The sequence below is a fragment of the Streptomyces sp. NPDC001373 genome, from assembly GCF_042895815.1.
Lineage (GTDB): Bacteria > Actinomycetota > Actinomycetes > Streptomycetales > Streptomycetaceae > Streptomyces.
Genome location: NZ_JBIAWQ010000005.1, coordinates 114170 through 139445, shown reverse-complemented (window position 1 = coordinate 139445; position 25276 = coordinate 114170). Strand labels below are relative to the sequence as shown.

The window sequence follows — 25276 nt, the reverse complement described above, 5'->3', positions numbered from 1 at the left end:
GAGATGACAGAGCGCCAGAAAGACCGTCCGTGGCTCATGCGGACGTACGCCGGCCACTCCACGGCCGAGGCGTCCAACGAGCTGTACCGCCGCAACCTCGCCAAGGGGCAGACCGGCCTGTCGGTGGCCTTCGACCTGCCGACGCAGACCGGCTACGACCCGGACCACGTCCTCGCCCGCGGCGAGGTGGGCCGGGTCGGGGTCCCGGTCTCCCATCTGGGCGACATGCGGCGGCTGTTCCAGGACATACCCCTGGAGCAGATGAACACCTCGATGACGATCAACGCCACCGCCATGTGGCTGCTGGCGCTCTACCAGGTGGCCGCCGAGGAGCAGGGGGCGGACATCTCCCGGCTCCAGGGCACCACACAGAACGACATCGTCAAGGAGTACCTCTCGCGCGGGACGCACGTCTTCCCGCCGGGACCGTCCCTCCGCCTGACGACGGACATGATCGCGTACACGGTCAACCACATCCCGAAGTGGAACCCGATCAACATCTGCTCGTACCACCTCCAGGAAGCCGGGGCCACCCCGGTCCAGGAGATCTCGTACGCGATGTCGACCGCGATCGCCGTCCTGGACTCCGTCCGCGACTCGGGGCAGGTCCCGGAGGATCGTTTCGGCGAGGTCGTCGCCCGTATCTCGTTCTTCGTGAACGCGGGCGTCCGCTTCATCGAGGAGATGTGCAAGATGCGCGCCTTCGGCCGCATCTGGGACCAGGTCACCCGCGAGCGCTACGGCATCGAGGACGCCAGGCAGCGCCGCTTCCGCTACGGCGTCCAGGTCAACTCCCTCGGCCTGACCGAGGCCCAGCCGGAAAACAACGTCCAGCGCATCGTCCTGGAGATGCTGGCCGTCACCCTCTCCAAGGACGCCCGCGCCCGCGCCGTGCAGCTGCCCGCCTGGAACGAGGCGCTGGGCCTGCCCCGCCCCTGGGACCAGCAGTGGTCGCTGCGCATCCAGCAGGTCCTCGCCCACGAGAGCGACCTGCTGGAGTACGAGGACATCTTCGCCGGCTCCCACGTCATCGAGGCCAAGGTCGACTCCCTGGTCGCCGACTGCCTGGCCGAGATCGACCGGATCCAGGAGATGGGCGGCGCGATGGCCGCCGTCGAGTCCGGTTACCTGAAGTCCCAGCTGGTCTCCTCGCACGCCGAGCGGCGCGCCCGGATCGAGTCCGGCGAGGACAGGATCGTCGGGGTGAACTGCTTCCAGCAGACCGAGGAGAACCCGCTCACCGCCGACCTCGACGGCGCCATCATGACGGTGGACCCGGCGGTCGAGGAGCTGACGGTCGAGCGGATCCGGCGCTGGCGCTCCGAGCGCCAGGAGGCCTCGGACCGCCAGGGCGGCGGCGACCCGTTCGTCTTCCCGACCGTCGACCAGACCCTGGAGCGGCTGAAGGAGGCCGCCGCCGGCACCGACAACCTCATGGAGGCCACCCTCGAGTGCGCCCGCGCCGGGGTCACCACCGGCGAGTGGGCGAACGCCCTGCGCGAGGTCTTCGGCGAGTTCCGCGCCCCGACCGGGGTCTCCTCGGCCCCGGTCGCCGTCGCCGCCGAGGAGGGTACGCCGCTGGCCGCCGTCCGCGAGAAGGTCGCCCGGACGGCGGACGAGCTGGGCGCGGGCCGGCTGCGCCTGCTGGTCGGCAAGCCCGGTCTCGACGGTCACTCCAACGGTGCCGAGCAGATCGCCGTCCGGGCCCGCGACGCCGGCTTCGAGGTGGTCTACCAGGGCATCCGGCTGACGCCGGAGGAGATCTCGACGGCGGCGCTGGCCGAGGACGTGCACTGCGTGGGACTGTCCATCCTGTCCGGTTCGCACAGCGCGCTCGTCCCGGACGTCCTGGAACGCCTGCGCACGGCGGGGGCGGGCGACATCCCCGTCATCGTCGGGGGCATCATTCCGAACGCCGACGCCGTGACCCTGAAGGAGGCGGGGGTGGCCGCCGTGTTCACCCCCAAGGACTTCGGCATCACGGAGATCATCGGACGTATCGTCGACGAGATCCGCACGGCCAACAAGCTCCACCCCCTCACCATCGCAGAAAGCACGGAGGTCCCCGCATGACCACGCCCTCTTCCCCGGTCAACCGGCTGCGCCCGCGCCGTTCCTGCCTCGCGGTGCCGGGTTCCAACCCCCGGTTCCTGGAGAAGGCCCAGGGCCTGTCGGCCGACCAGGTCTTCCTGGACCTCGAGGACGCCTGCGCGCCGCTCGCCAAGGAAGGCGCCCGCCACACGATCGTGGACGCGCTGAACAACGGCGACTGGACCGGCAAGACCCGCGTGGTGCGCGTCAACGACTGGACCACCCACTGGACGTACCGCGACGTCGTCACGGTCGTCGAGGGCGCCGGCCAGAACCTCGACTGCATCATGCTGCCGAAGGTCCAGGACGCCCAGCAGGTCGTGGCGCTCGACCTCCTGCTGACCCAGATCGAGAAGACCATGGGCTTCGAGGTCGGCAAGATCGGCATCGAGGCGCAGATCGAGAACGCCAAGGGCCTGGTGAACGTCGACGAGATCGCCGCCGCCTCGCCGCGCCTGGAGACCATCATCTTCGGCCCGGCCGACTTCATGGCCTCGATCAACATGAAGTCCCTGGTCGTGGGCATGCAGCCGCCCGGCTACCCGGCGGACGCCTACCACTACATCCTGATGCGGATCCTGATGGCGGCCCGTACGCACGACCTCCAGGCGATCGACGGCCCCTTCCTCCAGATCCGCGACGTGGACGCCTACCGTGAGGTGGCCGGGCGCGCCGCCGCCCTGGGCTTCGACGGCAAGTGGGTGCTGCACCCGGGCCAGGTCGAGGCGGCCAACGAGGTCTTCTCCCCCTCGCAGGAGGACTACGACCACGCCGAGATGATCCTCGACGCGTACGACTGGTGCACCTCCGAGGCGGGCGGCAAGAAGGGCTCCGCGATGCTCGGCGACGAGATGATCGACGAGGCCAGCCGCAAGATGGCCCTGGTCATCGCCGGCAAGGGCCGGGCCGCCGGCATGGAGCGCACCACCAAGTTCGAGATCCCGGAGGCCTGAGCCCCATGCAGTTCGGACGCACCTACGAAGAGTTCGAGGTCGGCGCGGTCTACAAGCACTGGCCCGGGAAGACGGTCACGGAGTACGACGACCACCTCTTCTGTCTGCTGACCATGAACCACCACCCGCTGCACATGGACAGCAATTACGCGGAGAACACGACCGACTTCGGCAAGAACGTCGTCGTGGGCAACTACATCTACTCCCTGCTGCTGGGCATGTCCGTGCCGGACGTCTCCGGGAAGGCCATCGCCAACCTGGAGATCGAGTCCCTGCGGCACGTGGCGCCGACCTTCCACGGCGACACGATCTACGGCGAGACCACGGTCCTCGACAAGACCCCGTCGAAGTCGAAGGACGACCGCGGGATCGTGTACGTGGAGACCAAGGGCTACAAGCAGGACGGCACCCTCGTCTGCGTCTTCCGGCGCAAGGTGATGGTCCCGACCGAGACGTACATCAAGGCGCGCGGCGGCGAACAGCCCGGCCGGCCCGAGCTGAAGGAACAGGGGAAGTAGCCATGGCCCGACTCGCCCAGACCGCCGGGCTCACGGACGTCCAGCAGGAGATCCTGAAGACCGTCCGCGAGTTCGTCGACAAGGAGATCATCCCGGTCGCGACCGAGCTGGAGCACCGCGACGAGTACCCGCAGCAGATCGTCGACGGGCTCAAGGAGCTCGGCCTCTTCGGCCTGATGATCCCCGAGGAGTACGGCGGCCTGGGTGAGTCGCTCCTCACCTACGCGCTGTGCGTCGAGGAGATAGCCCGCGGCTGGATGTCCGTCTCGGGCATCATCAACACCCACTTCATCGTGGCGTACATGCTCAAGCAGCACGGCACGCAGGAGCAGAAGGAGTACTTCCTCCCGCGCATGGCGCTGGGCGAGGTGCGCGGCGCGTTCTCGATGTCCGAGCCGGGGCTGGGCTCCGACGTGTCGGCCATCACGTCGAAGGCGGTCAAGGACGGCGACGAGTACGTCCTGAACGGCCAGAAGATGTGGCTGACGAACGGCGGCACCTCGACCCTGGTCGCGGTTCTGTGCCGGAGTGACGAAGGACACCCCGAGGGCACGGCCCCGCACAAGTCGATGACCACCTTCCTCGTCGAGAAGGAGCCGGGCTTCGGCGAGGTCCGTCCGGGCCTGACCATCCCGGGCAAGATCGACAAGATGGGCTACAAGGGCGTCGACACGACCGAGCTGATCATGGACGGGCTGCGCATTCCGGCCAATCGGGTGCTCGGGGGGCAGACGGGCCGAGGGTTTTACCAAATGATGGACGGCGTCGAGGTCGGCCGCGTCAACGTGGCGGCCCGTGGCTGTGGCGTCGCTCAGCGTGCATTCGAGCTGGGTGTCTCCTATGCCCAGCAACGTCACACTTTCGGCAAGGCGATCGCCCAGCATCAGGCCATTCAGTTCAAGCTGGCCGAGATGGCTACCAAGGTCGAAGCCGCCCATGCCATGATGGTGAACGCAGCACGCAAAAAGGACTCCGGGGAACGAAACGACCTCGAAGCCGGGATGGCGAAGTACCTCGCGTCCGAATACTGCAAGGAGGTCGTCGAGGATGCCTTCCGCATCCACGGCGGCTACGGATTCTCGAAGGAGTACGAGATCGAGCGCCTCTACCGGGAGGCCCCGATGCTTCTGATCGGTGAAGGTACCGCCGAGATCCAGAAAATGATCATCGGGCGCCGCCTCCTCGAGGAGTACCGAGTCCAGGGCTGAAAGTCCCTTTTGCGGTGATTCATCCCGCGGTTTTCCGTGGGAGAGTCACCGCCAGTCACTGGCTGGGGGCCATCGACTCGGCTTCTGGCTTGCCCAGTTGTTGCGCGCAACCGATAGCATTCCAGTAAAGCCGCCGTCCCGTCCCCCCGTTTGCGGCGCGGCAATCACCCGCTACGAAGGTCATCCATGCCCCACAGCCAAACCTCTGCACCTCGCGACAGCCGACTCGGCGTACGCCTCGCGCGCGGAGCATCGCCGTGGCTTCTGCCGACCGTTGCCACCGCGGCCCTCAGCCTCGCCCGGGCCCGCAAGTCCGGGCGCTGGGCCGCGGTGGCCGTGCCCACCACCGCGCTCGCGGCGGGCATGCTGTGGTTCTTCCGCGACCCCGAGCGCGAGATCGCCCAGGGCCGTGTGATCTCGCCCGCAGACGGTGTGGTGCAGAGCATCATGCCGTGGAAGGACGGGCGCACTCGCGTCGCGATCTTCATGAGCCCGCTGAACGTCCACGTCAACCGTGCGCCGCTGGCCGGCACGGTGACGTCCGTGGAGCACGTCCCCGGCGGGTTCGTCCCGGCGTTCAACAAGGAGAGCGAGAACAACGAGCGCGTCGTCTGGCACTTCGACACCGAGCTCGGCGACATCGAGATGGTGCAGATCGCCGGCGCCGTCGCCCGTCGCATCGTCCCGTACCTGCCGGCCGGCACCAAGGTGGAGCAGGGCGAACGCATCGGTCTGATCCGCTTCGGCTCCCGCGTCGACATCTACCTCCCGGAGGGCGTCGAGGTCGCGGTCGAGGTCGGTCAGACCACCACCGCGGGGGTGACCCGAATTGACCGTGACTGACCCCGAGACTCCTGCCACCGGCTGGGTGCCCGAGTCCGCCCCGGAGGAGTCCGCCGAGGACGACATGCCGCTCTCGCTGCGGCTGTCGATAGCGGACACCCTCACCCTGGGCAACGCGACCTGCGGATTCATGGCGGTGTACTTCACCACCACCGGGATCCTCATCCCGCACCTCACCGGCAGCGGCGAGTCCGGCATGGCCCGGCACAGCGCGGCGACCGCGGTGATACTGATGCTGCTCGCGGCGGTCTTCGACCTCTTCGACGGGATCGTGGCCCGCAAGCTGCGCAGCTCCCCGATGGGCGCCGAGCTGGACAACCTGTCCGACCTGATCAGCTTCGGCCTCGCGCCGGCGTACTTCGTGCTGGTCTACGGCATGGTCGCCGACGACGCGCACCAGAAGGTGTCGGCGCTGGCGGCGATCGTGGTCCTCCTGGCGGTCGTGCTGCGCCTGGCGAGATTCAGCTGCGTGACGATGAAGGACGGCATGTTCCAGGGCATGCCGAGCCCCTTCGGCGCGCTGACGGTCGTCTCGATCGTGCTGCTGGAGCTGCCGTTCGTCCCGACGCTGCTGGCGATCGTGGGCGTGGCCTGGCTGATGGTGAGCCGGGTCGAGTACCCGAAGCCGCGGGGCGTCCTCGCGGCTGCGATGCTGAGCTGGATCGTCGGGGCGATGGGCCTCCTCGCCGCCTGGGCGTTCGACGCGCCGGGCGGGCAGCTGCTGCTCCAGACGGGCTGCGCGCTGCAGATCGCCCTCGCGGCGACGATCCCGCTGTTCGCGACGACGCGGCGGGCGAACACGTTCCGCCACAACCGGCGCGAGGCGCGGGCGGCGCAGCTGCCGTAGCGCGGCCGCGCATGGGTCTCGAAGGCCCCGGGGTGCCACTTGGCCCCCGGGGCCTTCGCCGTTCCCTGGGGGCTCCGCCCCCAGACCCCCGCGCCTCGAACGCCGGCGGGGCGGGAATGTGCTGCGCACATCCGGCCCGCGCAGGGGGCACCTCCCAGCGGTAGCCGGGGGAGTTCGAGCGCACGTAGGGGGTCCGGGGCGGAGCCCCGAGGCTTTCAGCCGCGCCGGCGATTGAGGCGGGAACGGAGGAAGGGCGGGGCGGGGAGACGGCTCCGCGCAGCGGCACCGCCGCCCCCTGGGAGGGCTAGGCTTGATGTCGGAAAACCGCCAGCCCGCGCACCCCCCGGGCCGGGATGCTGGAGCCATGTACACCGACACCGACCGCTGCGTCAGGGCCGTGCAGTCGAAGGACGCCCGTTTCGACGGGTGGTTCTTCACCGCGGTCCGGACGACCGGCATCTACTGCCGGCCCAGCTGCCCGGCCGTGCCGCCCAAGGTCGAGAACATGAGCTTCCTGCCCAGCGCCGCCGCCTGCCAGCAGGCCGGCTACCGGGCCTGCAAGCGGTGCCGCCCCGACACCAGCCCCGGGTCACCCGAGTGGAACGCCCGCGCCGACGCCGTCGCCCGCGCGATGCGGCTCATCCAGGACGGGGTCGTGGACCGCGAGGGGGTCCCGGGGCTCGCCGCCCGGCTCGGCTACTCCGCCCGGCAGGTCGAACGGCAGCTGGGCGCCGAGCTCGGCGCCGGCCCGCTCGCCCTGGCCCGGGCCCAGCGCGCCCAGACCGCCCGGCTGCTCATCGAGACCTCCGAGCTCCCGATGGGCGACGTGGCCTTCGCCGCCGGGTTCTCCTCCATCCGGAACTTCAACGAGACGGTGCGCGAGGTCTTCGCCCTCACCCCCGGCGAGCTGCGGACGCGCGCGGGCCGGCGGGGCACGGGGCGGGACGAACCGCGGATCCCCGGGACCATCAGCCTGCGGCTCCCCTACCGGGCCCCGCTGAACCCCGACAACCTCTTCGGGCACCTCGTCGCCACCGCCGTCCCCGGCGTCGAGGAGTGGCGCGACGGCGCCTACCGGCGGACGCTCCGGCTCCCCCACGGCTCCGGGATCGTCGCCCTGACCCCCGGCCCCGACCACATCGGCTGCCGGCTCGCGCTGACGGACCTGCGGGACCTGACCATCGCCATCAGCCGCTGCCGCTGGATGCTCGACCTGGACGCCGACCCCGAGGCCGTGGACGACCAGCTGCGCACCGACCCGCTGCTGGCGCCGCTCGTGGACAAGGCGCCCGGGCGCCGGGTGCCCCGTACCGTCGACGCGGCGGAGTTCGCCGTACGGGCGGTCCTCGGCCAGCAGGTGTCCACGGCTGCCGCGCGGACCCACGCGGCCCGCCTCGTGACCGCGTACGGGGAGCCCGTCGAGGACCCGCGGGGCGGGCTGACCCACCTGTTCCCCTCCCCCGGGGCGCTGGCGGGCCTCGACCCCGAGGCGCTGTCCATGCCGCGCAGCCGCCGCGCCACGCTCACCACCCTCGTCGCGGCCCTGGCCGACGGCTCCCTGCCGCTGGGCATCGACAGCGACTGGGAGGCGGCCCGCGCCCGGCTGAACGCCCTGCCCGGCTTCGGGCCGTGGACCACCGAGATCATCGCGATGCGCGCGCTGGGCGACCCCGACGCGTTCGTCCCGTCGGATCTCGGGGTCCGCAAGGCCGCCCAGGGGCTGGGGCTGCCGTCCACGCCCGCGGCGCTGACCGCCCGCGCGGCCGGCTGGCGGCCCTGGCGCGCGTACGCCGTCCAGTACCTGTGGGCGACGGACGACCATCCGATCAACCGCATGCCCGTGGATCCCGCACCCCCCGCAGCACCCGTGGCACCCGTGGCACCCGTCGAAGGAGCACCCTCGTGAGCAGCACCAGCAGCAAGCACCACACGGTCGTCGACAGCCCCTACGGGCCGCTCACCCTCGTCGCCACGGACGGCGTCCTCAGCGGGCTGTACATGACCGGACAGCGCCACCGCCCGGCCGAGGAGTCCTTCGGCGAGCGCGTCGCGCAGGAGGAGGAGCCGTTCCCGGAGGTGGTGCGGCAGCTCGCCGCGTACTTCGCCGGGGAGCTGACCGAGTTCACCGTCCCGGTCCGGCTGGAGGGCACCGACTTCCAGCGCAGCGTCTGGGAGCAGCTCGTCCGGATCCCGTACGGGCAGACCTGGTCGTACGGGCGGCTCGCCGCCGAGCTGGGCAGGCCGGGCGCCTCCCGTGCGGTGGGCCTGGCCAACGGGAAGAACCCGGTCGGGATCATCGTGCCCTGCCACCGCGTGATCGGCGCCTCGGGCTCGATGACGGGCTACGGCGGCGGGATCGAGCGCAAGGTGCGGCTGCTGGAGTTCGAGAGCGCCGGCGGCGTCCGGTAGGCGTCAGACCACGGCCAGGGGGACCAGGAGCGCGAAGCCCGCGCCCGCCTCGACGGCGTAGGCGTACAGCGAGGGGTGCTGGACCGGGGCGGCGAGCAGGACCACGCTCTGCTGGGTCGCGGCGGCCTTCACCCAGTCGTCGTCGGCGCCCAGCCGGCCCTGGTACCAGCCCTCGCACGGGCCGGGGCCGGTGACCGCGAGGACGTCGTCCTCCCGGCGGTAGAAGGCCTGCCAGCCCTCGGCGGGCGCGGCCCAGGCCTCGAAGTCCTCGAAGGAGGCCCAGCCGCCCTCGCGTATCGCCGTGTCGAACAGCCAGACCGGCATCCCCTCCGGGGAGAGCTCACCGCCCGACTGCTCTTCGGTGGTGAAGTGGACCATGGGGAGGGCGTCGGGGCCGTCGGCCGTGCTGGGCCAGGCGTACATCGTGATCATCTGTTGATTCTGCCCTGGGTGGAGGGGTTCGGGACAGGCCTGGTCCCGGGTGGTGTCAGGTGTTCCCGGGGCGCCGGCCGTTCTCGAGTTCCACGGTCCCCTCGCCCGACTCCAGGACGCGGCAGGCCTCTTGGGTGCGCCGGCCGAGCGATCCCAGGAGGTACGCCGGGAGTTCGGCGGGTTCGACGAGCTTCCAGGAGAGCAGCTCCTCCTCCTGGAGGGTGAGGGAGGCCAGCTGCCCGGCGTCGAGCACGCCGCCGTCGTAGAGGTAGGCGACCAGCGGCGGGCGGCCCTCGCCCACGCTCCAGTCGACGGCGAGGAGGCGGCCGAGGGGGAGGTCGAGGCCGATCTCCTCGGCGCTCTCGCGGCGGGCGGCGGTGCGCGGCGACTCGTTGCGGTCGGATTCGACGGTGCCGCCCGGCAGGGCCCAGCCCTCACGGTAGTTGGGCTCGACGAGCAGGACCCGGCCCCGCTCGTCGCGGTAGAGGGCGGCCGCGCCGGCCAGCACCCGGGGCAGGCTCGCGATGTAGGTGGCGTAGTCATCCGTGGTGGTCACGCCGCCACCCTAACGGGCGGTCCGGGGCCCCGGGCGGGGCGGGCCCGCGGCTCACCCGTGCGGGTCCGGTCCGTCCCCGCGGTCGCGTCCGCGGGCCGCGGCGGCGCGGCGCGGCCGGAGGTGGCGGCCTTGGCCGGCCTCCTCGACGGCCTCGCCCACCGTGGCCCGTACGGCGTCGCGCAGCCCGTGCAGGGCGGGGTGGCGGGAGGGTCCGGCACCGGGGTCCTCGCGCAGTTCGCGCAGCAGCGCCCAGCACAGCAGGAGCATGACGACGACGAAGGGCAGGGCGACGAGGATGGTCGCGGTCTGGAGGGACTTCAGGCCGCCCGCGACGAGCAGAACGGCGGCGACGGCGGCCATCAGGACGCCCCAGGTGACGACGAGCCAGGTGGGCGGGTGCAGGGAGCCGCGGCTGGTGAGGGAGCCCATGACCAGGGAGGCGGAGTCGGCGCTGGTGATGAAAGGAGTAGTCGAGGGAGGCGCGGGCCGCGTCGCCGGTGCGGGGGCGGCTCCGCTGGCGGGCGGCGGGGCGAGGTAGTGGGTGAGGGGCTCGCCGACGCCGTAGAACATCAGGCCGATGCCCATCCGGCGCTGAACATCATCGCCATCCACGCGAGGTTGCCGAACTCGGGCTCGGAGTCGTCGGCGCCGAGCCGGATCCGGCCGAAGCGGCTGACGGCGAGGACCACGCACAGGACGAGGAAGACGTCGGCGGCGGTCACGAAGAGCCAGGCGAAGTTGTCCAGCACCCAGGCGAGCGCGGAGCCGGAGGCGGTGTCGAAGGACTCCTTGCCGAGGGCCGCCCAGGCGACGACGGCCAGCACGGCGACCACTCCGGCGGTGACGACCGTCCGGTCGGGGCTGCCGTCCGGCGTGCCTCCGGAGCCCGCGCCGGAGGCGTCCGGAGGAGCCTGTTGCAGTGATTCCGCGCTCATGCGGCCACACTATGCAGCCACATATCCCTATTTACGCGCATGGCGCGCCGCATGTGGCCCAGGCCACTCATGGGCATAGGAGGATCCTCCGGATAAGCTCATGGCGGCGCGACTGCACTGTTCGATAGCAAGGGATCAGCAAGGTGACGGACGGAGCAGTAACTGAGGCCGCGCGCGTACTCATCGCCGCGGACAAATTCAAGGGCTCGCTCACGGCTGTTCAGGTCGCGGAGCGGGTGACGGCCGGCCTCCGCAGGGCCGTACCCGGCGTGGAGGTCGAGACCCTCCCCGTCGCGGACGGCGGCGACGGCACGGTCGCGGCCGCCGTGGCGGCCGGGTTCGAACGCCGGGAGGTCCGGGTCACCGGCCCCGTCGGCGAGCAGGTCACGGCCGCGTTCGCGTTCCGCGACGGCACCGCCGTGGTCGAGATGGCGGAGGCCTCCGGGCTCCAGCTGCTCCCCGCGGGCACCTTCGCCGCGCTCACGGCGACCACGTACGGCTCCGGCGAGCTGCTGAAGGCCGCGCTGGACGCGGGCGCGCGCTCGATCGTCTTCGGCGTGGGCGGCAGCGCCACCACCGACGGCGGCGCGGGCATGCTCGCCGCGCTGGGCGCGGTGTTCCTGGACGCGAACGGCGAACCGGTGGGCCCCGGCGGCGGCGCGCTGGCGTCGCTGGCGTCGGCGGACCTCTCCGGGATCGACCCGCGCTTCGCGGACGTGGACTTCGTCCTGGCGAGCGACGTGGACAACCCGCTGACCGGCCCCAAGGGCTGCGCCGCGGTGTACGGCCCGCAGAAGGGCGCCTCGCCGCAGGACGTGGCGACGCTCGACGCGGCACTCGGCCACTACGCGCAGGTGCTGGAGAAGGCGATCGGCTCCCGGGCCGCCGAGCTCGCCGCTTCCCCCGGCGCGGGCGGCGCGGGCGGCATCGGCTACGGCGCTCTGCTGCTGGGTGCGAGTTTCCGCCCGGGCATCGAGCTGATGCTGGAGGTGCTGGGCTTCGCCCCGGCGCTGGAGCGGGCCACGCTGGTGATCACCGGTGAGGGTTCCCTGGACGAGCAGACCCTGCACGGCAAGGCCCCGGCCGGTGTCGCGGCCGCGGCGCGGGCCGCCGGCAAGCCGGTGGTGGCGGTGTGCGGCCGGCTGCTGCTGGGCCAGGAGGCCCTGGAGGCCGCCGGGATCCGCAAGGCGTACCCGCTGACGGACCTGGAGCCCGACCCGGCCAAGTCCATCCCGAACGCCGGCCCGCTGCTGGAGCGCGTCGCGGAGAACATCGCCGCCGACGTCCTGTAGTCCCCGGCTCCGAGGCCCGGCACCCCCGCGGGGGTGCCGGGCCTCGGCCGTGTCCGGGGGCGGCCGGCGGGCGGCGCATCCGCTACGCGGGCCCGGCCGCCGCCAGCAGGTCGGCGGTGGTGGTCACCCGGGCGAAGCCGCCGCCGTGGAGGTTGACCGCGGTGGCCGCGGCCAGCTGGTCGGCGGTGAGAGTCCGGCCGGCCGGACCGGCGAGGTCGAAGGTGTGGGTGGCGTCCAGCGGGACCAGCACCTCGTAGCCGAGGTTCCCGCCCATCCGCGCCGTGGTCTCGACGCACATGTTGGTCTGGATGCCGACGACCACCAGCTGGCGGATGCCCCGGCCCTCCAGCCAGTCCGCGAGGTCGGGGGTGCCGTAGAAGGCCGAGTTGACGGTCTTGGTGATCAGGAGGGACTCCTGCCCGGTCCGCTCGGCGACGAAGTCCTTGAAGGCGTACCCCGGGTGGTCGGCGGCGAGGACGGAGCCGGGCCGCAGCGAGGCGTGCTGGACCAGCACCACCGGGCGGCCCGACTCCTGCCAGGCGTCCATCAGGGCGGCGATGTTGTCCTCGGCGTCCGGGTTGTTGCGCGGCCCCCAGAAGGAGGCCTCGTCGAAGCCCTTCTGCACGTCGATGACGATCAGGGCACTGTTGGGGGCGATCTCGATCGCGTTCTCGGTCATGGATCGATCATGTCCGCCGGACTCCCGGCGCCCCAGGGGCTGCGGGGACGCCGAACGATGAGATCCTGCCAGACTGGCAGGATCGCCGGAGCGGTCTCTGGCAGAGTGGCCGCATGCACCGCGTCGCGATCGTCGCCCAGCCCGGGATCCGCGCCTTCGACCTCGCCGTCGTCACCGAGGTCTGGGGCCCCGACCGCAGCCGCTCCGGCGTACCCCCGTTCGAGCTGCGCCGCTGCGCCCTGGAGCCCGGGCCGATCACGCTGCCCGGCGGGCTCACCCTCGCCCCCGACCGGGGCCTGGACTGGCTCGACGAGGCCGACCTGGTCGTCGTGCCGGCCCTGGCGGAGCCCTCCGACCCGACGCCCGCGCCGGTGCTGGCCGCCCTGCGCCGGGCGCACGCCCGGGGGGTACCGGTGGCCGCGCTGTGCGCGGGGGCGTTCGTCCTGGCCGAGGCGGGGCTGCTGGACGGGCGGCGGGCGGTGACGCACTGGTGGCTGGCCCCGCAGCTGGCCGCCCGTCACCCGGCGGTGCTGGTGGAAGAGGCCCCGCTCTTCGTGGAGGACGACGGGCTGTGGACCTCCGCCGGGGTGGCCTCGGGCATCGACCTGTGCCTGCACCTGGTGCGCGAGGCCCACGGCGCGGAGGCCGCCGCCGCCATCGCCCGTTCGATGGTGACCGGCCCCTTCCGCACCGGGGACCACGCCCAGTACCTGGACCGGCCCACCCCGGCCGCCGACCGGACCGCCGAGGCGCTGGCCGCCGTCCGCCAGCAGGCCCTGCGCCGGCTGCACGAGCCGCTGGACGTGGCCACGCTGGCCCGCTGGGCCGGGATGTCCCCGCGCTCCTTCGCCCGGCACTTCGCCGCCTCGACCGGGACCACGCCCCACAAGTGGCTGCTGAGCCGTCGGCTGGACGAGGCCCGCAAGCTCCTGGAGCGCACCGACCATCCGGTGCCCGAGGTGGCCCGCCGGGCGGGCTTCGCCAGCGAGGTCACCTTCCGCCAGCACTTCAGGGCGGCCTTCGGGCGCGGGCCCCGCGCGTACCGCACGGCGGCCGCCAACGCTCCCCTGACCGGTGACAGTGTTAGAAAGGGCTCATGACCGGACGTTCGGGTCGGAACAGGGAGACGCGGCCGGCGAGCCTGCTCGCGCGCCTCTCGCTGGCCCGGGACAGTCTCGCCGGCCAGGTGTTCTCGCTCCAGGCCCTGATCGTGCTGCTGCTGATCACGGCCGCCGCCCTGGCCCTGGTCTTCCAGGCCCGCCACGACAGCGAGAAGGACGCCCGCAACCGCTCGCTCGCCGCCGCCGAGGCCTTCGCGCGCGCCCCCGGCCTGCCCGCCGCCCTGGACTCGGCGAACCCCACCGCCGAGCTGGAGCCCCTGGCCGACGGCGCCCGCAAGGCCTCCGGACTCGACTTCATCGCCGTCATGACCCCGGACGGGATCCGCTACACCGACTCCCGCCCCGAGCTGATCGGCAAACGCGCCACCGGCGACTTCACCCGGGCCGCCGCCGGGCAGTCCTTCACGGAGGTGTTCCGGGGCGCCCCCAGTGACGCGGTCCGCGCCGTGGTCCCCGTACGGGACGCGCAGGGCAAGGTGGTCGGGCTGGTCTCCACCGGCATAGAGATCGAGAACGTCGGCCATACCGTCGAGGGGCAGATCCCCCTGCTGATCGGCGCCGCCGTGGGCGCCCTGCTGCTGGGCACCGCCGGCGCCGCCCTGGTCAGCGGGCGGCTGCGGCGCCAGACCCGGGGCCTGGGCGCCGCCGAGCTGGCGCGGATGAACGAGCACCACGAGGCGGTGCTGCACGCCGTGCGCGAGGGCGTGCTCATCGTGGACGCCCACCACCGGCTGCTGCTGGCCAACGACGAGGCGCGCCGGCTGCTCGACCTGCCGCCCGACGCCGAACAGCGGCACGTCGGCGAGCTCGGCCTCGATCCCGGCATCGCCGGACTGCTGCTCTCCGGCCGGGTGGCGACCGACGAGGTGCACCTGGCGGGCGACCGGCTCCTGGCCCTCAACCTCCGGCCCACCGCGCCCTTCGGCGGGCGGCTGGAGGGCAGCGTCGTGACGCTGCGCGACACCACCGAGCTCGCCTCGCTCTCCGGCCGCGCCGAGGTGGCCCGCGAACGGCTCCAGATGCTCTACGAGGCGGGAGTGCGCATCGGCACCACCCTGGACGTGGTGCGCACCGCGGAGGAGCTGTCGGAGGTGGCCGTGCCGCGCTTCGCGGACTTCGTCACCGTGGAGCTGCTGGAACCGGTGCTGCGCGGGGACGAGCCCTCGCCGGTGGAGGGCATGCACACCCGGATGCGGCGGGCGGCGATGAGCGGGGTGCGCACCGGCCAGCCGCTCCAGCCGGTCGGGGACACCATCTTCTTCGCGGTGCCGACGGCTCCGATGGCGGCCGCCCTGGACGCCGGGCACGCCGTGCTGGCCGCCGACCTGCACGCCGCGATGGGCTGGCGGGCGGCCGACGCGACCGGGACCAGGGTGGCGCTGGAGTACGGGTTCCACTCGCTGATCTCCGTACCGCTCCAGGCGCGGGGGGTGGTGCTGGGCATGGCGAACTTCTGGCGGGCGGCGGACACCCCGGAGGCCTTCGACGAGGAGGACCTCTCCTTCGCGGAGGAGCTGGGGGCGCGCGCGGCCGTCTCCATCGACAACGCCCGCCGCTTCACCCGCGAGCACGCCACCGCCGTGACCCTCCAGCGCAGCCTGCTGCCGCGGGTGCTTCCCGATCTGAGCGCGGTGGAGACGGCCTTCCGGTACCTGCCGGCGAAGGCGGGGGTGGGCGGGGACTGGTTCGACGTGATCCCGCTGCCCGGGGCGCGGGTGGCGCTGGTGGTCGGCGACGTGGTCGGGCACGGGGTGCACGCGGCGGCCACGATGGGCCGGCTGCGCACGGCCGTGCACAACTTCTCGACGCTGGACATGCCGCCCGACGAGCTGCTGGGCCATCTGGACGAGCTGATCGACCGGATCGACCAGTTGGAGGGCGGCGCAGCGGCCGGGGGCGAGGCGCCCGGCGACCGGCTGGGCGACGGGTCCGAGGAACCGGCCGGCATCACGGGCGCCACCTGCCTGTACGCCGTCTACGACCCGGTGTCCGGGCACTGCGTCATGGCGAGCGCCGGCCACCCGGGACCGGCCCTGGTCCACCCGGACGGGCGGGTGGAGTTCCCCGAACTGCCGACCGGGCTGCCGCTGGGTGTGGGCGGGATGCCCTTCGAGGCGGCGGGGCTGATCCTGCCCGAGGGCAGCCGGCTGGTGCTGTTCACGGACGGGCTGCTGGAGGACCGCGACCGGGACTTCGACGCCGGGCTGGAGCTGCTGGGCCGGACCCTGGCCCGGCCGGGCCGCAGCCCCGACCAGGCCTGCGCGGACGTCCTCGCGGCGATGCTCTTCCCCGCGCCGAGCGACGACATCGCGCTGCTGATCGCCGAGGCCCGTCGGCTGGACCCGGACCGGATCGCGGAGTGGGAGGTGCCCGACGACCCGGCGGCCGTCTCCCGGGTGCGCCGCGCGGCGGCCGCGCAGCTGAAGACCTGGGGGCTGGAGGAGCTGTCGTTCACCGTCGAGCTGATCCTCAGCGAGCTGATCACCAATGCCATCCGGTACGCGGACGAGCCGATCCGGGTCCGTTTGCTGGACGACCGGAACCTGATCTGCGAGATCTCCGACGGCAGCAGCACCTCCCCGCACCTGCGCTACGCGGCCACCACCGACGAGGGCGGCCGGGGGCTGTTCCTCGTCGCGCAGTACGCGGAGCGCTGGGGCACCCGCTACACGCAGCGGGGCAAGGTCATCTGGGCGGAGCTGTCACGCTCGGCGGGCGCGGAGCCGCCGCTGCCGCTCGCCCTGGACCTGGACGCGCTGGGCGACCTGGGCTGGTGAGGTGACGGGCGGGCCTACGCGCTGGTGCGGGCCAGCAGGACCGCGACGTCGTCCTGGGGGGCGGAGGGCAGCAGCCGGGTCAGGATGCCGTCGCAGAGCTCCTCCAGCGGCCGGGCGGGCCGGCCCAGGGCCCGGGCGAGCCGCTCCATTCCCTCGTCGAGGTCCCGGTCGCGGGCCTCGATCAGCCCGTCGGTGTAGAGCGCGAGGAGGCTGCCGGGGGGCAGCGGGACGGTTTCGGTGCGGAAGGCACGGCCACCGGTGCCCAGGGGGGTGCCGGAGGGTCCGCGCAGGAAGGTGACCGTGCCGTCGGGGGCGACCACGGCGGGCGGCGGGTGGCCGGCGCGGGCGATGACGCAGCCGCCGGTGGCCGCGTCGTGGACGGCGTAGACGCAGGTGGCCATCTCGTCCTCGCCGAGGTCGGAGACCACGGCGTCCAGCGAACGGAGCATCCGCGCCGGCGGCACGTCGTGCCGGGCGAGGGTGCGCACGGCGGTGCGCAGCTGGCCCATGACGGCGGCGGCGTGGATGCCGTGGCCCATGACGTCGCCGATGACCAGGCCGGTGCGGCCGCGGGGCAGCTGGATGACGTCGTACCAGTCGCCGCCGACATCGTGGTCGCTGGCCGGCAGGTAGCGGCCGGTGAGTTCGAGGCCGGGGACGCGCGGGAGGGCGTGGTTGGTGAGGCTGCGCTGGAGGGTGAGGGCGGCGTGGCGCTGGGCGGTGTACATGCGGGCGTTGTCGATGTTGAGGGCGGCTCGGGCGACGAGTTCGTCGATGAGGACGCAGTCCTGCGCGTCGAAGGGCTCGCGGCTGCGCAGCCGGGTCACGGCGACGGCGCCGAGCACCTTGCCGCGGGCGACGAGCGGCACCAGGCGGGCGGAGCCGAGATGGGCGAGGTAGGCGCGCAGGGCGTCGGCGCGGGGGTCGGTGATCAGGGCGGGGACGTCGGAGGCGTAGAGGTTCATGGGCAGGCCGTCGGCGACGACCCGTTCGTAGACCGTCCCCGCCGGGATCTGGAAGGTCTGGCTGGCGGCCAGGCGTGCGGTGGGGGCGTCGGGATCGGGGAAGGAGGCCGCGAGGCGGCGCATGAGCCCGTGGGTGGCGGCGGCGGCCGCGGCGGTCTCGTCGGGGTCGAGGACGGATTCGAGGAGCTGCACGTCGGCCGAGTCCGCGAGCTGCGGTACCAGCAGGTCCACGATCTCCTGGGCGGTGCGGCCCAGGTCGAGGGTGGTACCGATGCGGGTGCCGGCCTCGGCGAGGAGGGCGAAGCGGGTCCGGGCCCGTTCGGCCTCCAGCTGGGCGCGCTGGCCCTCGGTGATGTCGATGAGGGAGGCGATCAGGCCGAGGGTGCGGCCGGAGCCGTCGAGGAGCGGGGCGTAGGAGCAGGACCAGGTGTGGTCGTGGTCGGGGTCGGCGGGGGTGCGGCCGGTGCGGCGGACGTCGAGGACGGCGGTGCCCCGTTCGAGCACCTGCCGCATGGTGGCCTCCAGGGCGGTGGCGTTGACCCCGGGGACCACCTCGGTGAGGCGCCTGCCGAGGTGCTCGGCGGCGGAGACGCCGTTCATCCGGGCGAGGGCGTCGTTGACGCGCAGGAAGCGCAGGTCGGGGCCGAGGGTGGCGAGGCCGATCGGGGACTGGGTGAAGAGGCTCTGGAGGGCGGCGAGGGAGTCCCGCATGTGCAGGACCTGGGAGGTCTCGACGGCGATGAGCATGGCGCCCCGGCGGCCGCTCGGGTCGGTTGCGGGCACGATCCACATCTCCATGGCGACCCGGTGGCCGTCGCGGTGGCGGACGGGCAGGGTGCCGACGACGGTTTCGCCGGCCTGGACGCGGCGGGTCAGGTCGTCGGCGAGGGCGCGGTTGGCCTCGGGGACGAGGACGGCGGCGCCGGGGCGGCCGAGGACGTCCTCGGGGCGGTGGCCCAGCAGCTCCTGGGCGGCCAGGGACCACTCCACGACGCGCCCGTCCGCGTCCTCCCTCCACAGGGCGATCGGCAGCAGCTCGCGGAGCACGCCCGCGTACCCGACGGCCGCCTCCGGCGGATCGGGCACCCTGCTCGTCGACTGGTACGTGTCCAATGCACCGACCTCACCCCGAGGGGTCACATGCGTACCGATTCACCCTATCCGAGGGCTCGGCGCGGGGCGCTGCGGCGGGGTCGGGGCGGCGCCGGGGGGCCGATCCGCCCCCCGGCGCCGGGCGTGCGCCGGTCCCGTCAGAAGTCCACCTGGGCGCGGACGTCGGCCCGGCCCACGGACTCCAGCTCCCAGGTCTTGCAGTACAGGCGCCGGATGTACTCGATGTCGGCGTTGCGGGCGGCGGCCTCGCGCACCGGGTACATCACGGTGAGCTCGTACGATCTCTCGCGGTTGATGTCGCCCTCCTTGTCACGCCACTGGCCGCGCCCCTCCTGGAGGGTCAGCCCGGACGGGAACCGCGGGGTGACGACGTCGGCGACGAACTTGTTGAACTCCTCCTCGGTGATCGGCGGGTTCCCGTTGTGCCGGCCCGTACCGAAGTAGAGGTGCGTGGAGATGTACGGGCTGCCCTGCTCGACGGCGGGCTGTGCGGGCGGGGCGGCGGAGGCGGCGGGCGTGCCGAAGGCGGCCTGCGACACCGGGCCGCCGAAGGCGAAGAGGAGGGCCGCCGCGGCCAGCAGGCCGGCCGCGGGCGTGGAGATCCTTGGGGAGCGCATGTCGTCGTCCTGTCTGTGAGTGGGTGTGTGTCCGTGTCGCGTCGGGGGGCCCGCCCGGCGGGATCCGTCCGGGAGGGGCGGCCGGGGCCGGTCAGGCCTACAGGGATTCCCGGAGGAAGGCGGCCGCGTCCCGCAGCGAGGCCGGGGCGCCGGAGCGGCGGCGCAGAGCGGCCGCGGTGGCGGCAAGTGTCTCGGTGGTGCGGGCCGAGCCGATGCCCGCGGCGCGGGGGGCGACCCGTCCGATGAGCTCCTCGGCCTCCCGCCAGGCTCCGGCCCCGGCGAGGGCCGCGAGGAGCTCCGCGGTGAACAGGTGCCGGTAGGAGGGCCCGGGGGCGCCGGCCGCCTCGTACAGCAGGGGGATGGCCCGGTCCCAGCGGCGCAGCCGGGCCTGGACCCAGCCCTGGTGGCCGAGGAGCTCGGTCTGGTCGATCCACCAGGCCCAGTGCGGGTCCCGGCGGGAGATCCCGTCCAGGAATCGGCTCTGGGCGCGGGCGATCAGCTCCAGGGGCTCCCGGCCGCCGCCGAGCACGGCGATCGCGTGCGCCCGGCGGATCAGGACGAGACTGGCGACCCGGGCGGGCAGCGGGCGGGGCCCGGGCACCCTGGCGGCGGCGGCGAGGGCGGCGCGCGGCCGGCCGGTGTGGGTGGCGAGCAGGCTGTGGTTGAGCAGGGTCAGCCGGGCCGTCCAGCGGTCCCCGCACAGCCCGGCCAGGGCCAGGGAGCGGGCGTTCATCCGGTGGGCGGGGCGGTAGTGGCCCGCGTCGAAGAGGATCCAGCCGATGACCTCGGCCAGCTCGGCGAGGGCCGCGAGCCGGTCGGGGCCGAGGCCGCCGAGGGCGGCGGGGTCCGCCGACAGCTGCGGGATCGCACGCACGGCCTCCCGTACGGCGGGCACGGCGGCGGCCGCGCCCCGCCCGGCGTCGAGGGCCACCAGGCGTGCGACGGTGCGCAGCGCCAGCGGGACCAGGCCTTCGGGGCCGTCGGGCTCCCGCTCCGGTGCCGTCATGACAGCAGGCCGGCGTCCACCGGCCCGGGGCGGCCCTGGCTGAGCCGGTTGAACGACGAGGCCACCTGGCTCAGCCACTCCACCTCGTCGCGGAAGTCCTCGTACGGGGGCCGCGCCGGGATCTCGGAGGCGTCGGCGCGCTCGGCCCGCTCCTCGGCCGGCCGGCTCAGGACGGCGCGGACCTGGAGGGCCTCGCCCAGCGGCGAGGTGGGGTCCTCGGGGAGGCCCAGGCAGCGGGCCACGCGCGCGAAGTCCTCGAGGGAGAGCGAGGTGCGCAGGATCAGCTGGCCGTCGCGGATCTCGATGACGCGGCGGTAGAGGCTGTAGTGCGGGTCCCGGGGCGGGACCAGGTCGCGCAGCCAGGACCGGGGCGGGTCCAGGGCGATGTCGGGCGAGGCCTGGTAGAGGGCCCACCACAGGGGCCGCAGCCGGCGGTAGGAGCGGTAGGAGCGGGCCCAGCCCCGGGCGCGGGTGATGCGGATGCCCCAGGAGGGGATGGTCCAGCCGGCGATCTGGAGGAGGGCGCCGACGCTGCCGGCCGTCCACTGGACGGGGTCGAGGGCGCTGCCGTCGAAGTCCAGGCGGGTCCCGGCGATCTGGACGCCGCGGGTGACGCAGTAGACCAGGATCATGCTGGCGCCGACGGTGACGGTGCGCATGCCGACCTTGAGCCACTGGCGGTTCGCCATGGTGGTGAAGCGCAGCGACAGGCGTACGGTCTCGAACTGCCCGACGGCGCAGATCAGCAGGTAGAAGGACATGTAGAGGGCGTATCCGCCGTGCTGGATGCTGAGCAGGATCGTGGAGGTCGCCGTCTCGGAGTGCGCCACCGGTCCGACCGCGAAGGAGGAGGCGACGAGCACGGCGAGCGCGCCGCCGAAGACCAGGACGCGGTTGCGCGCCATGCGCCGGGCCTCGGCGGGGGGCGAGGACCAGTAGACGAGGACGACCTGCTGGGCGGCGGTGAGCACCACGACCGCCGCCTGGGTGATCAGCGAGGTGATGTTGGGCAGCCCGAAGAAGGCGGAGATGTGCAGCCGCAGCAGGTCCAGGTCGACCAGGAAGCTGATGCCCGAGCAGAGGAAGTAGGTGCACAGCGCCCACAGGGCCACGTCGTGCCGGCGCCGCAGCAGGTCCGGGAGCCGGTAGGCGAAGGCCGCCAGGCCGACGAAAGCGCAGACCCAGGCGAGGATCGCGTAGATCACGCGGGCCCCTGCTCGGGCCGGCCCAGACCGCTCTCGATCCGGGCCACGATCTCGGCGGCCTCGTCCGGCACTCCCCAGGCGGGCTCGGTCCAGCGCTTGTTGGCCCGGGCCAGGATCAGGGAGGCCATGGTCTCGGCCTCCTGCTCCTCGTCGTCGCTGTAGCGCGAGCGCATCAGCACGCCGCGGACGGCCTCGGGGTCGACGTCGGAGAACAGCGGGCCCGCCTCCCCCACCTCCCCCGCCTCTCGCACCTCTTGCGCGCCGTCCGGCTCCGGCGCACCGGGGTCGGCCTGGTCCAGTTGCAGGGACCCTTTGTGGTCGAAGGCGATATGGGCGAGTTCGTGGGCGATGATGTGTTCCTTGTGCGATGCCGAAGCCGCCTTCTCGAAGGCGATGATGTCGAAGTCATCCGTTTTCAGCCATATGCCGAACAGGTGGCGTTCGGGGAAGGCCGTCGGAATCAAATGGATCGGACGCCCGCGCTGCGCGCTGAGATATGCGTGGAGTTCGTCGATGCCGCAGCCGTGCTCCATGCCCCATTCCGCGAGCAGCCCCTCGCAGGTCCGGCGCACCTTCTTCAGGCGACGCCTGAGCGTCCGGTCCTCCGACGCCGGTAACGCGGAGCCAGGTAACTTCATCCCTCAGTCCTCCGGCGGACCCAGCGGTCGACAACGCGGCCATGATGCCATACAGCCAACTCCCCACCGCGCGCGGTGAGTTCTATCCGGCCATTCTCCAGGCGCTTTCGACCGGGGCTGGCCCGCCGCCCGCTCCGGGAGCGCGGGGAAACGCGCGGGGAAACGCGCAGGGAAACACGCGGGGAAATCCGCGGTGCGCCGGAATTCGGTCTTCCGGCGCACCGGTTCAGCGTCCCGCGAGCACACCCGCCACTCCGCGGGCGAGGCAGGGGATCCGCCCGGCCTCGATGCCCGCGATGTTGATCCGCCCCGCGGTGGTCCCGTAGATCGCGTACTGCCGGCGCAGCCTGAGCATCTCCTCCGGGGTGAGGGGCAGCATCGAGAACATCCCCCGCTGCCGGGCGAGCGAGGCCGCCTGCGCCTCCCAGCCCAGCTCGCCCAGGTGGGCCGCCAGGCTCGTGCGGTTGGCCTCGATACGGCCGCGCATGACGTCGAGCTCGGCCCGCCAGGCGGTGCGCAGGCCCTCGTCCTCCAGGATCGTCGTGACGACGGCGGCCCCGTGCTCGGGCGGCATCGAGTACAGGGTCCGGGCGGCGTTCTGCAGGGCCGTCTCGGCGTGCCGTACGGCCCGCTCCGAGGCGCCCAGGACGATGGCGCAGCCGGTGCGGTCGCTGTACAGGCCGAAATTCTTCGAGCAGCTCACGGCGACCAGCATCTCCGGCACCCGCTCCGCGAGCAGGCGGGTGGGCCGCAGGTCGGCCTCCAGTCCGTCGCCGAGGCCGTGGTAGGCCAGGTCGACGAACGGCACCCAGCCGTCGCGGGCGGCCAGTTCGGCCAGCGCCGCCCAGTCCTCGGGTTCGGGGTCGACCCCGGTGGGGTTGTGGCAGCAGCCCTGGAGCAGGACGACGTCGTCGCGGGTCGCCGCCGCGAGGTCGCGGAGCACGCCCGCGGCGTCGAAGCCGCCCTCGGCGTCACGCCAGCCGTACGTGCGGACCCTGAGCCCGGCCGCCTCCAGGATGGGGCGGTGGTTGACGTACGCGGGGTCGCTGATCCACACCGTGGCCCCGGGGCGGGTGCGGCAGATCAGGTCGGCCAGCAGCCGCAGCGCGCCGGAGCCCGCGACGGTCTGGACGGCCGCGGCGCGCCCGGCCGGGCCCTGCGGGCCGCGGTCGCCGAGGATCAGGGTGAGCAGGGCGCGGTTGAAGGCGGTGTTGCCGGAGAGGCCCCGGTACTCCTTGGACTCGGAGCGCTCCGCCAGCCGGATCTCGGCCTCGCGGACGGCGGCCATGACGGGCGTGCGGCCCGTGTGGTCGCGGTAGACGCCGAGCACCAGGTTCAGCCGCTCGGCCCGCTCGTCGGAGCCGAACTCGTACGTCAGGTCCCACAGCGGGTCGGTGGGCGGCGGGGGGAGGAGCTCAAGCATCTGCGGGTACCTCGGGGCGGGGGTGGGCGGACGGACGGGTACGGGTTCCGGGACGGCGGTTGGCGAGGACGACGCCGACGGTGATGAGGGGGACGCCGACGAGCACGGCGGCGGTCGGGGACTCGCCCAGCACGGGGATGGCGAGCAGGACGACGGCGACGGGGCTGAGGCTGCCGACGACGGAGCTGCGCTCGGCGCCGAGCCGGCGGATGGCGAAGGCGTACAGCAGGCCCGCGCAGAGTCCGACGCCGAGCCCCTGCACCACGAGGAACAGGGCGATGTCGCCGCCGGCGGCGTGCGCGAGGCCCGTGGGCAGGGCCCCGGTGAGGACCAGCAGCGCGATCACTGCGAAGGAGGGCAGGCACAGCAGCCCGATCGACCCGACGGGGTCGAGGTCCACGTCGCGCAGCCCCACGGTGTACAGGGCCCACAGGCCGCTGGCCACCAGCAGGGTGCCGGCCCCCTCCAGCACGTCGGCGTCGACGGGGACCACGTAGCGCCACACGAGGGCGGCCACGCCGGCCGCGATCAGCGCGAGGCCGGCCACCTGGGCACCGCGGGGGAGGCCGCGGCCGCGGGCCGCCATCAGGGCGGCGACGAAGAGCGGGACCATGCCGGGGACGATCGAGCCGACGAAGGCCGCCGAGGTCAGGGCCCCGCCGTGCATCGCGGCGAGGAAGAAGGGCACCCCTGCCCCGCAGACGATCTTGACCGCGGCTCCGGGGCGGACCGCGGCGATGCGGCGCCTGCGCCGCCACAGGGCGGGGGCCAGGACGAGGACGGGGACGCCGAAACGCAGCAGGGCGGCGTCGGCGGGCAGCAGGGTGGAGGCGCCGAGGGCGCGGGCGCTGAGCGCGAAGGCGGCCCAGATCGCCACGGTCACCGCGAGGGCCAGCATGCCCTCGGCGTGCGGGGAGAGCCCGAACCGGCCGGTGGTTCCGGACGGCGGGCCCGCCGTGTCGACAGGCGCGGACGCGCCGGGGGTGTTGGTCGCGACCAAGGGATGCACTCCAGCCTGTGGGAGCGGGCCGGTCCGGCCCGTTCACCGGCAACGTTAGGGCCTGGGCCGGGGCAGCCGATTGCCAGTTCTGCCGTTCGGACATACGTTTGAGGCAGGATCTGCCAACAATCGCCGAGAAAGCGCCGAGGGAGCCAGGGAGTGGCCATGGACGCCGTCGACCTCCAGATCATCCGGGAGCTGCAGGCCGACGGGCGGCTCTCCAACCAGGACCTCGCCGACCGCGTCCGGCTGTCCCCCTCGCCCTGCCTGCGCCGGGTCCGCCGGCTGGAGGAGGCGGGCCTGATCCGGGGCTACACGGCGGTGGTGGACCAGGTCGCCTTCGGGCTGCCGATCACCGTCTTCGTCCGGATCCGCCTGGAACGGCACACGAAGGAGGCGGTCGCCCAGTTCGAGCAGCACGTGGCGGTGATCGAGCACATCCAGGACTGCTATCTGATGGCGGGCAGCAGCGACTACCTCCTGCGGGTGGTCATCGAGGACCTGGAGGCGTACGAGGCCCTGGTCCGCCACCGGATCCACGCCATCCCCGGGATCGCCTCGATCGAGTCCAGCTTCGCCTTCGGCAGCGTCAAGCAGTCCCGCACCTACCCCCGGCCCACCCCGGGGACGGCCGCCCGGACCCTCTGA

Annotated in this window: 22 protein-coding genes and 1 pseudogene; 12 read left to right on the top strand and 11 right to left on the bottom strand. The window is 73.1% G+C overall.

Features of this window, described 5'->3' with window-relative positions; translation table 11 throughout:
* Positions 1–3 precede the first annotated feature (3 nt).
* The 8 genes from ACFY15_RS13950 (at position 4) to ACFY15_RS13915 (ending at position 8869) form a co-directional block, all read left to right on the top strand.
* Entirely contained in the window at positions 4–2073 is a 2070-nt protein-coding gene (locus ACFY15_RS13950) for a protein meaA (RefSeq protein ID WP_390689430.1), read from the top strand.
* Positions 2070–3044 (top strand): HpcH/HpaI aldolase/citrate lyase family protein, encoded by a 975-nt coding sequence (locus ACFY15_RS13945; protein ID WP_390825555.1) that lies wholly within the window; start codon positions 2070–2072, stop codon positions 3042–3044. Before ACFY15_RS13950 ends, ACFY15_RS13945 begins: the two co-directional genes overlap by 4 nt.
* A gap of 5 nt (positions 3045–3049) precedes the next feature.
* A complete protein-coding gene (locus ACFY15_RS13940; protein ID WP_042811289.1) occupies positions 3050–3562 on the top strand; it encodes a MaoC family dehydratase in 513 nt (170 codons plus the stop codon).
* A 2-nt stretch (positions 3563–3564) separates the two neighbouring features.
* A complete protein-coding gene (locus ACFY15_RS13935; RefSeq protein ID WP_362146470.1) occupies positions 3565–4770 on the top strand; it encodes an acyl-CoA dehydrogenase family protein in 1206 nt (401 codons plus the stop codon).
* A gap of 186 nt (positions 4771–4956) precedes the next feature.
* Positions 4957–5613, top strand: coding sequence for a phosphatidylserine decarboxylase (locus ACFY15_RS13930; RefSeq protein ID WP_390689428.1), 657 nt, complete (start codon positions 4957–4959; stop codon positions 5611–5613).
* Entirely contained in the window at positions 5600–6460 is an 861-nt protein-coding gene (gene pssA, locus ACFY15_RS13925) for a CDP-diacylglycerol--serine O-phosphatidyltransferase (protein WP_245692688.1), read from the top strand. Before ACFY15_RS13930 ends, pssA begins: the two co-directional genes overlap by 14 nt.
* Positions 6461–6824: 364 nt before the next feature.
* The gene (locus tag ACFY15_RS13920) at positions 6825–8366 is read left to right on the top strand and encodes an AlkA N-terminal domain-containing protein (RefSeq protein ID WP_390825554.1); all 1542 of its coding nucleotides are present in this window, start codon (positions 6825–6827) and stop codon (positions 8364–8366) included.
* Entirely contained in the window at positions 8363–8869 is a 507-nt protein-coding gene (locus ACFY15_RS13915) for a methylated-DNA--[protein]-cysteine S-methyltransferase (RefSeq protein ID WP_390689426.1), read from the top strand. Before ACFY15_RS13920 ends, ACFY15_RS13915 begins: the two co-directional genes overlap by 4 nt.
* A 3-nt stretch (positions 8870–8872) precedes the next feature.
* Here ACFY15_RS13915 and ACFY15_RS13910 read toward each other — a convergent pair whose 3' ends face one another.
* The 3 genes and pseudogenes from ACFY15_RS13910 to ACFY15_RS13900 form a co-directional block, all read right to left on the bottom strand.
* Positions 8873–9301 (bottom strand): hypothetical protein, encoded by a 429-nt coding sequence (locus ACFY15_RS13910; protein ID WP_366452972.1) that lies wholly within the window; start codon positions 9299–9301, stop codon positions 8873–8875.
* Positions 9302–9356: 55 nt separating this feature from the next.
* Positions 9357–9857 (bottom strand): NUDIX domain-containing protein, encoded by a 501-nt coding sequence (locus tag ACFY15_RS13905; protein WP_390689425.1) that lies wholly within the window; start codon positions 9855–9857, stop codon positions 9357–9359.
* A gap of 51 nt (positions 9858–9908) precedes the next feature.
* A pseudogene (locus ACFY15_RS13900) lies at positions 9909–10792 on the bottom strand (BCCT family transporter).
* 143 nt (positions 10793–10935) lie between these two features.
* On the opposite strand from ACFY15_RS13900, the gene ACFY15_RS13895 reads away from it, so the two are divergent.
* A complete protein-coding gene (locus ACFY15_RS13895) occupies positions 10936–12084 on the top strand; it encodes a glycerate kinase (RefSeq protein WP_390689424.1) in 1149 nt (382 codons plus the stop codon).
* Between the two features lie 82 nt (positions 12085–12166).
* Here the strand turns inward: ACFY15_RS13895 and ACFY15_RS13890 are convergent, their stop codons facing one another.
* Positions 12167–12763 carry a cysteine hydrolase family protein gene (locus ACFY15_RS13890; RefSeq protein ID WP_390689423.1) on the bottom strand — a complete coding sequence of 199 codons (597 nt, stop codon included), beginning with the start codon at positions 12761–12763 and terminating at the stop codon, positions 12167–12169.
* A gap of 113 nt (positions 12764–12876) precedes the next feature.
* Here ACFY15_RS13890 and ACFY15_RS13885 point away from each other — a divergent pair, with 113 nt between their 5' ends.
* Together ACFY15_RS13885 and ACFY15_RS13880 are read left to right on the top strand one after the other, a co-directional pair.
* Complete coding sequence (locus ACFY15_RS13885) at positions 12877–13863, top strand: GlxA family transcriptional regulator (protein WP_390689422.1); 987 nt, start codon at positions 12877–12879, stop codon at positions 13861–13863.
* Entirely contained in the window at positions 13860–16661 is a 2802-nt protein-coding gene (locus ACFY15_RS13880; RefSeq protein WP_390689421.1) for a SpoIIE family protein phosphatase, read from the top strand. The genes ACFY15_RS13885 and ACFY15_RS13880 overlap by 4 nt, the downstream gene beginning before the upstream one ends.
* A gap of 14 nt (positions 16662–16675) precedes the next feature.
* Here the strand turns inward: ACFY15_RS13880 and ACFY15_RS13875 are convergent, their stop codons facing one another.
* From ACFY15_RS13875 to ACFY15_RS13845, 7 genes are all read right to left on the bottom strand, one after another.
* On the bottom strand, positions 16676–18739 hold the full coding sequence (locus ACFY15_RS13875) for a SpoIIE family protein phosphatase (protein ID WP_390825553.1): 2064 nt from the start codon (positions 18737–18739) through the stop codon (positions 16676–16678).
* A gap of 137 nt (positions 18740–18876) precedes the next feature.
* Positions 18877–19356, bottom strand: coding sequence for a DUF3574 domain-containing protein (locus tag ACFY15_RS13870; RefSeq protein WP_390825552.1), 480 nt, complete (start codon positions 19354–19356; stop codon positions 18877–18879).
* A 97-nt stretch (positions 19357–19453) separates the two neighbouring features.
* Positions 19454–20362, bottom strand: a complete 909-nt coding sequence (locus tag ACFY15_RS13865; protein WP_390825551.1) for a DNA-binding protein — start codon at positions 20360–20362, stop codon at positions 19454–19456.
* On the bottom strand, positions 20359–21567 hold the full coding sequence (locus ACFY15_RS13860) for an MAB_1171c family putative transporter (RefSeq protein ID WP_390825550.1): 1209 nt from the start codon (positions 21565–21567) through the stop codon (positions 20359–20361). The genes ACFY15_RS13865 and ACFY15_RS13860 overlap by 4 nt, the downstream gene beginning before the upstream one ends.
* Positions 21564–22205: a hypothetical protein gene (locus ACFY15_RS13855; protein WP_390825549.1), complete on the bottom strand. Its 642-nt coding sequence runs from the start codon at positions 22203–22205 to the stop codon at positions 21564–21566. The genes ACFY15_RS13860 and ACFY15_RS13855 overlap by 4 nt, the downstream gene beginning before the upstream one ends.
* 226 nt (positions 22206–22431) lie before the next feature.
* Complete coding sequence (locus ACFY15_RS13850; RefSeq protein ID WP_390689415.1) at positions 22432–23628, bottom strand: aromatic amino acid transaminase; 1197 nt, start codon at positions 23626–23628, stop codon at positions 22432–22434.
* Positions 23621–24637: a DMT family transporter gene (locus ACFY15_RS13845; RefSeq protein ID WP_390825548.1), complete on the bottom strand. Its 1017-nt coding sequence runs from the start codon at positions 24635–24637 to the stop codon at positions 23621–23623. The genes ACFY15_RS13850 and ACFY15_RS13845 overlap by 8 nt, the downstream gene beginning before the upstream one ends.
* A gap of 156 nt (positions 24638–24793) precedes the next feature.
* On the opposite strand from ACFY15_RS13845, the gene ACFY15_RS13840 reads away from it, so the two are divergent.
* Positions 24794–25276 carry an Lrp/AsnC family transcriptional regulator gene (locus ACFY15_RS13840; protein WP_366452958.1) on the top strand — a complete coding sequence of 161 codons (483 nt, stop codon included), beginning with the start codon at positions 24794–24796 and terminating at the stop codon, positions 25274–25276.

What these genes read in the sequence shown, in the direction of transcription:
- ACFY15_RS13950 (WP_390689430.1), top strand. Translation starts at nt 4, where the DNA reads ATGACAGAGCGCCAGAAAGACCGTCCGTGGCTCATGCGGACGTACGCC.
- ACFY15_RS13945 (WP_390825555.1), top strand. Translation starts at nt 2,070, where the DNA reads ATGACCACGCCCTCTTCCCCGGTCAACCGGCTGCGCCCGCGCCGTTCC.
- ACFY15_RS13940 (WP_042811289.1), top strand. Translation starts at nt 3,050, where the DNA reads ATGCAGTTCGGACGCACCTACGAAGAGTTCGAGGTCGGCGCGGTCTAC.
- ACFY15_RS13935 (WP_362146470.1), top strand. Translation starts at nt 3,565, where the DNA reads ATGGCCCGACTCGCCCAGACCGCCGGGCTCACGGACGTCCAGCAGGAG.
- ACFY15_RS13930 (WP_390689428.1), top strand. Translation starts at nt 4,957, where the DNA reads ATGCCCCACAGCCAAACCTCTGCACCTCGCGACAGCCGACTCGGCGTA.
- ACFY15_RS13920 (WP_390825554.1), top strand. Translation starts at nt 6,825, where the DNA reads ATGTACACCGACACCGACCGCTGCGTCAGGGCCGTGCAGTCGAAGGAC.
- ACFY15_RS13910 (WP_366452972.1), bottom strand. Translation starts at nt 9,301, where the DNA reads ATGATCACGATGTACGCCTGGCCCAGCACGGCCGACGGCCCCGACGCC.
- ACFY15_RS13890 (WP_390689423.1), bottom strand. Translation starts at nt 12,763, where the DNA reads ATGACCGAGAACGCGATCGAGATCGCCCCCAACAGTGCCCTGATCGTC.
- ACFY15_RS13885 (WP_390689422.1), top strand. Translation starts at nt 12,877, where the DNA reads ATGCACCGCGTCGCGATCGTCGCCCAGCCCGGGATCCGCGCCTTCGAC.
- ACFY15_RS13880 (WP_390689421.1), top strand. Translation starts at nt 13,860, where the DNA reads ATGACCGGACGTTCGGGTCGGAACAGGGAGACGCGGCCGGCGAGCCTG.
- ACFY15_RS13870 (WP_390825552.1), bottom strand. Translation starts at nt 19,356, where the DNA reads ATGCGCTCCCCAAGGATCTCCACGCCCGCGGCCGGCCTGCTGGCCGCG.
- ACFY15_RS13865 (WP_390825551.1), bottom strand. Translation starts at nt 20,362, where the DNA reads ATGACGGCACCGGAGCGGGAGCCCGACGGCCCCGAAGGCCTGGTCCCG.
- ACFY15_RS13855 (WP_390825549.1), bottom strand. Translation starts at nt 22,205, where the DNA reads ATGAAGTTACCTGGCTCCGCGTTACCGGCGTCGGAGGACCGGACGCTC.
- ACFY15_RS13850 (WP_390689415.1), bottom strand. Translation starts at nt 23,628, where the DNA reads ATGCTTGAGCTCCTCCCCCCGCCGCCCACCGACCCGCTGTGGGACCTG.
- ACFY15_RS13840 (WP_366452958.1), top strand. Translation starts at nt 24,794, where the DNA reads ATGGACGCCGTCGACCTCCAGATCATCCGGGAGCTGCAGGCCGACGGG.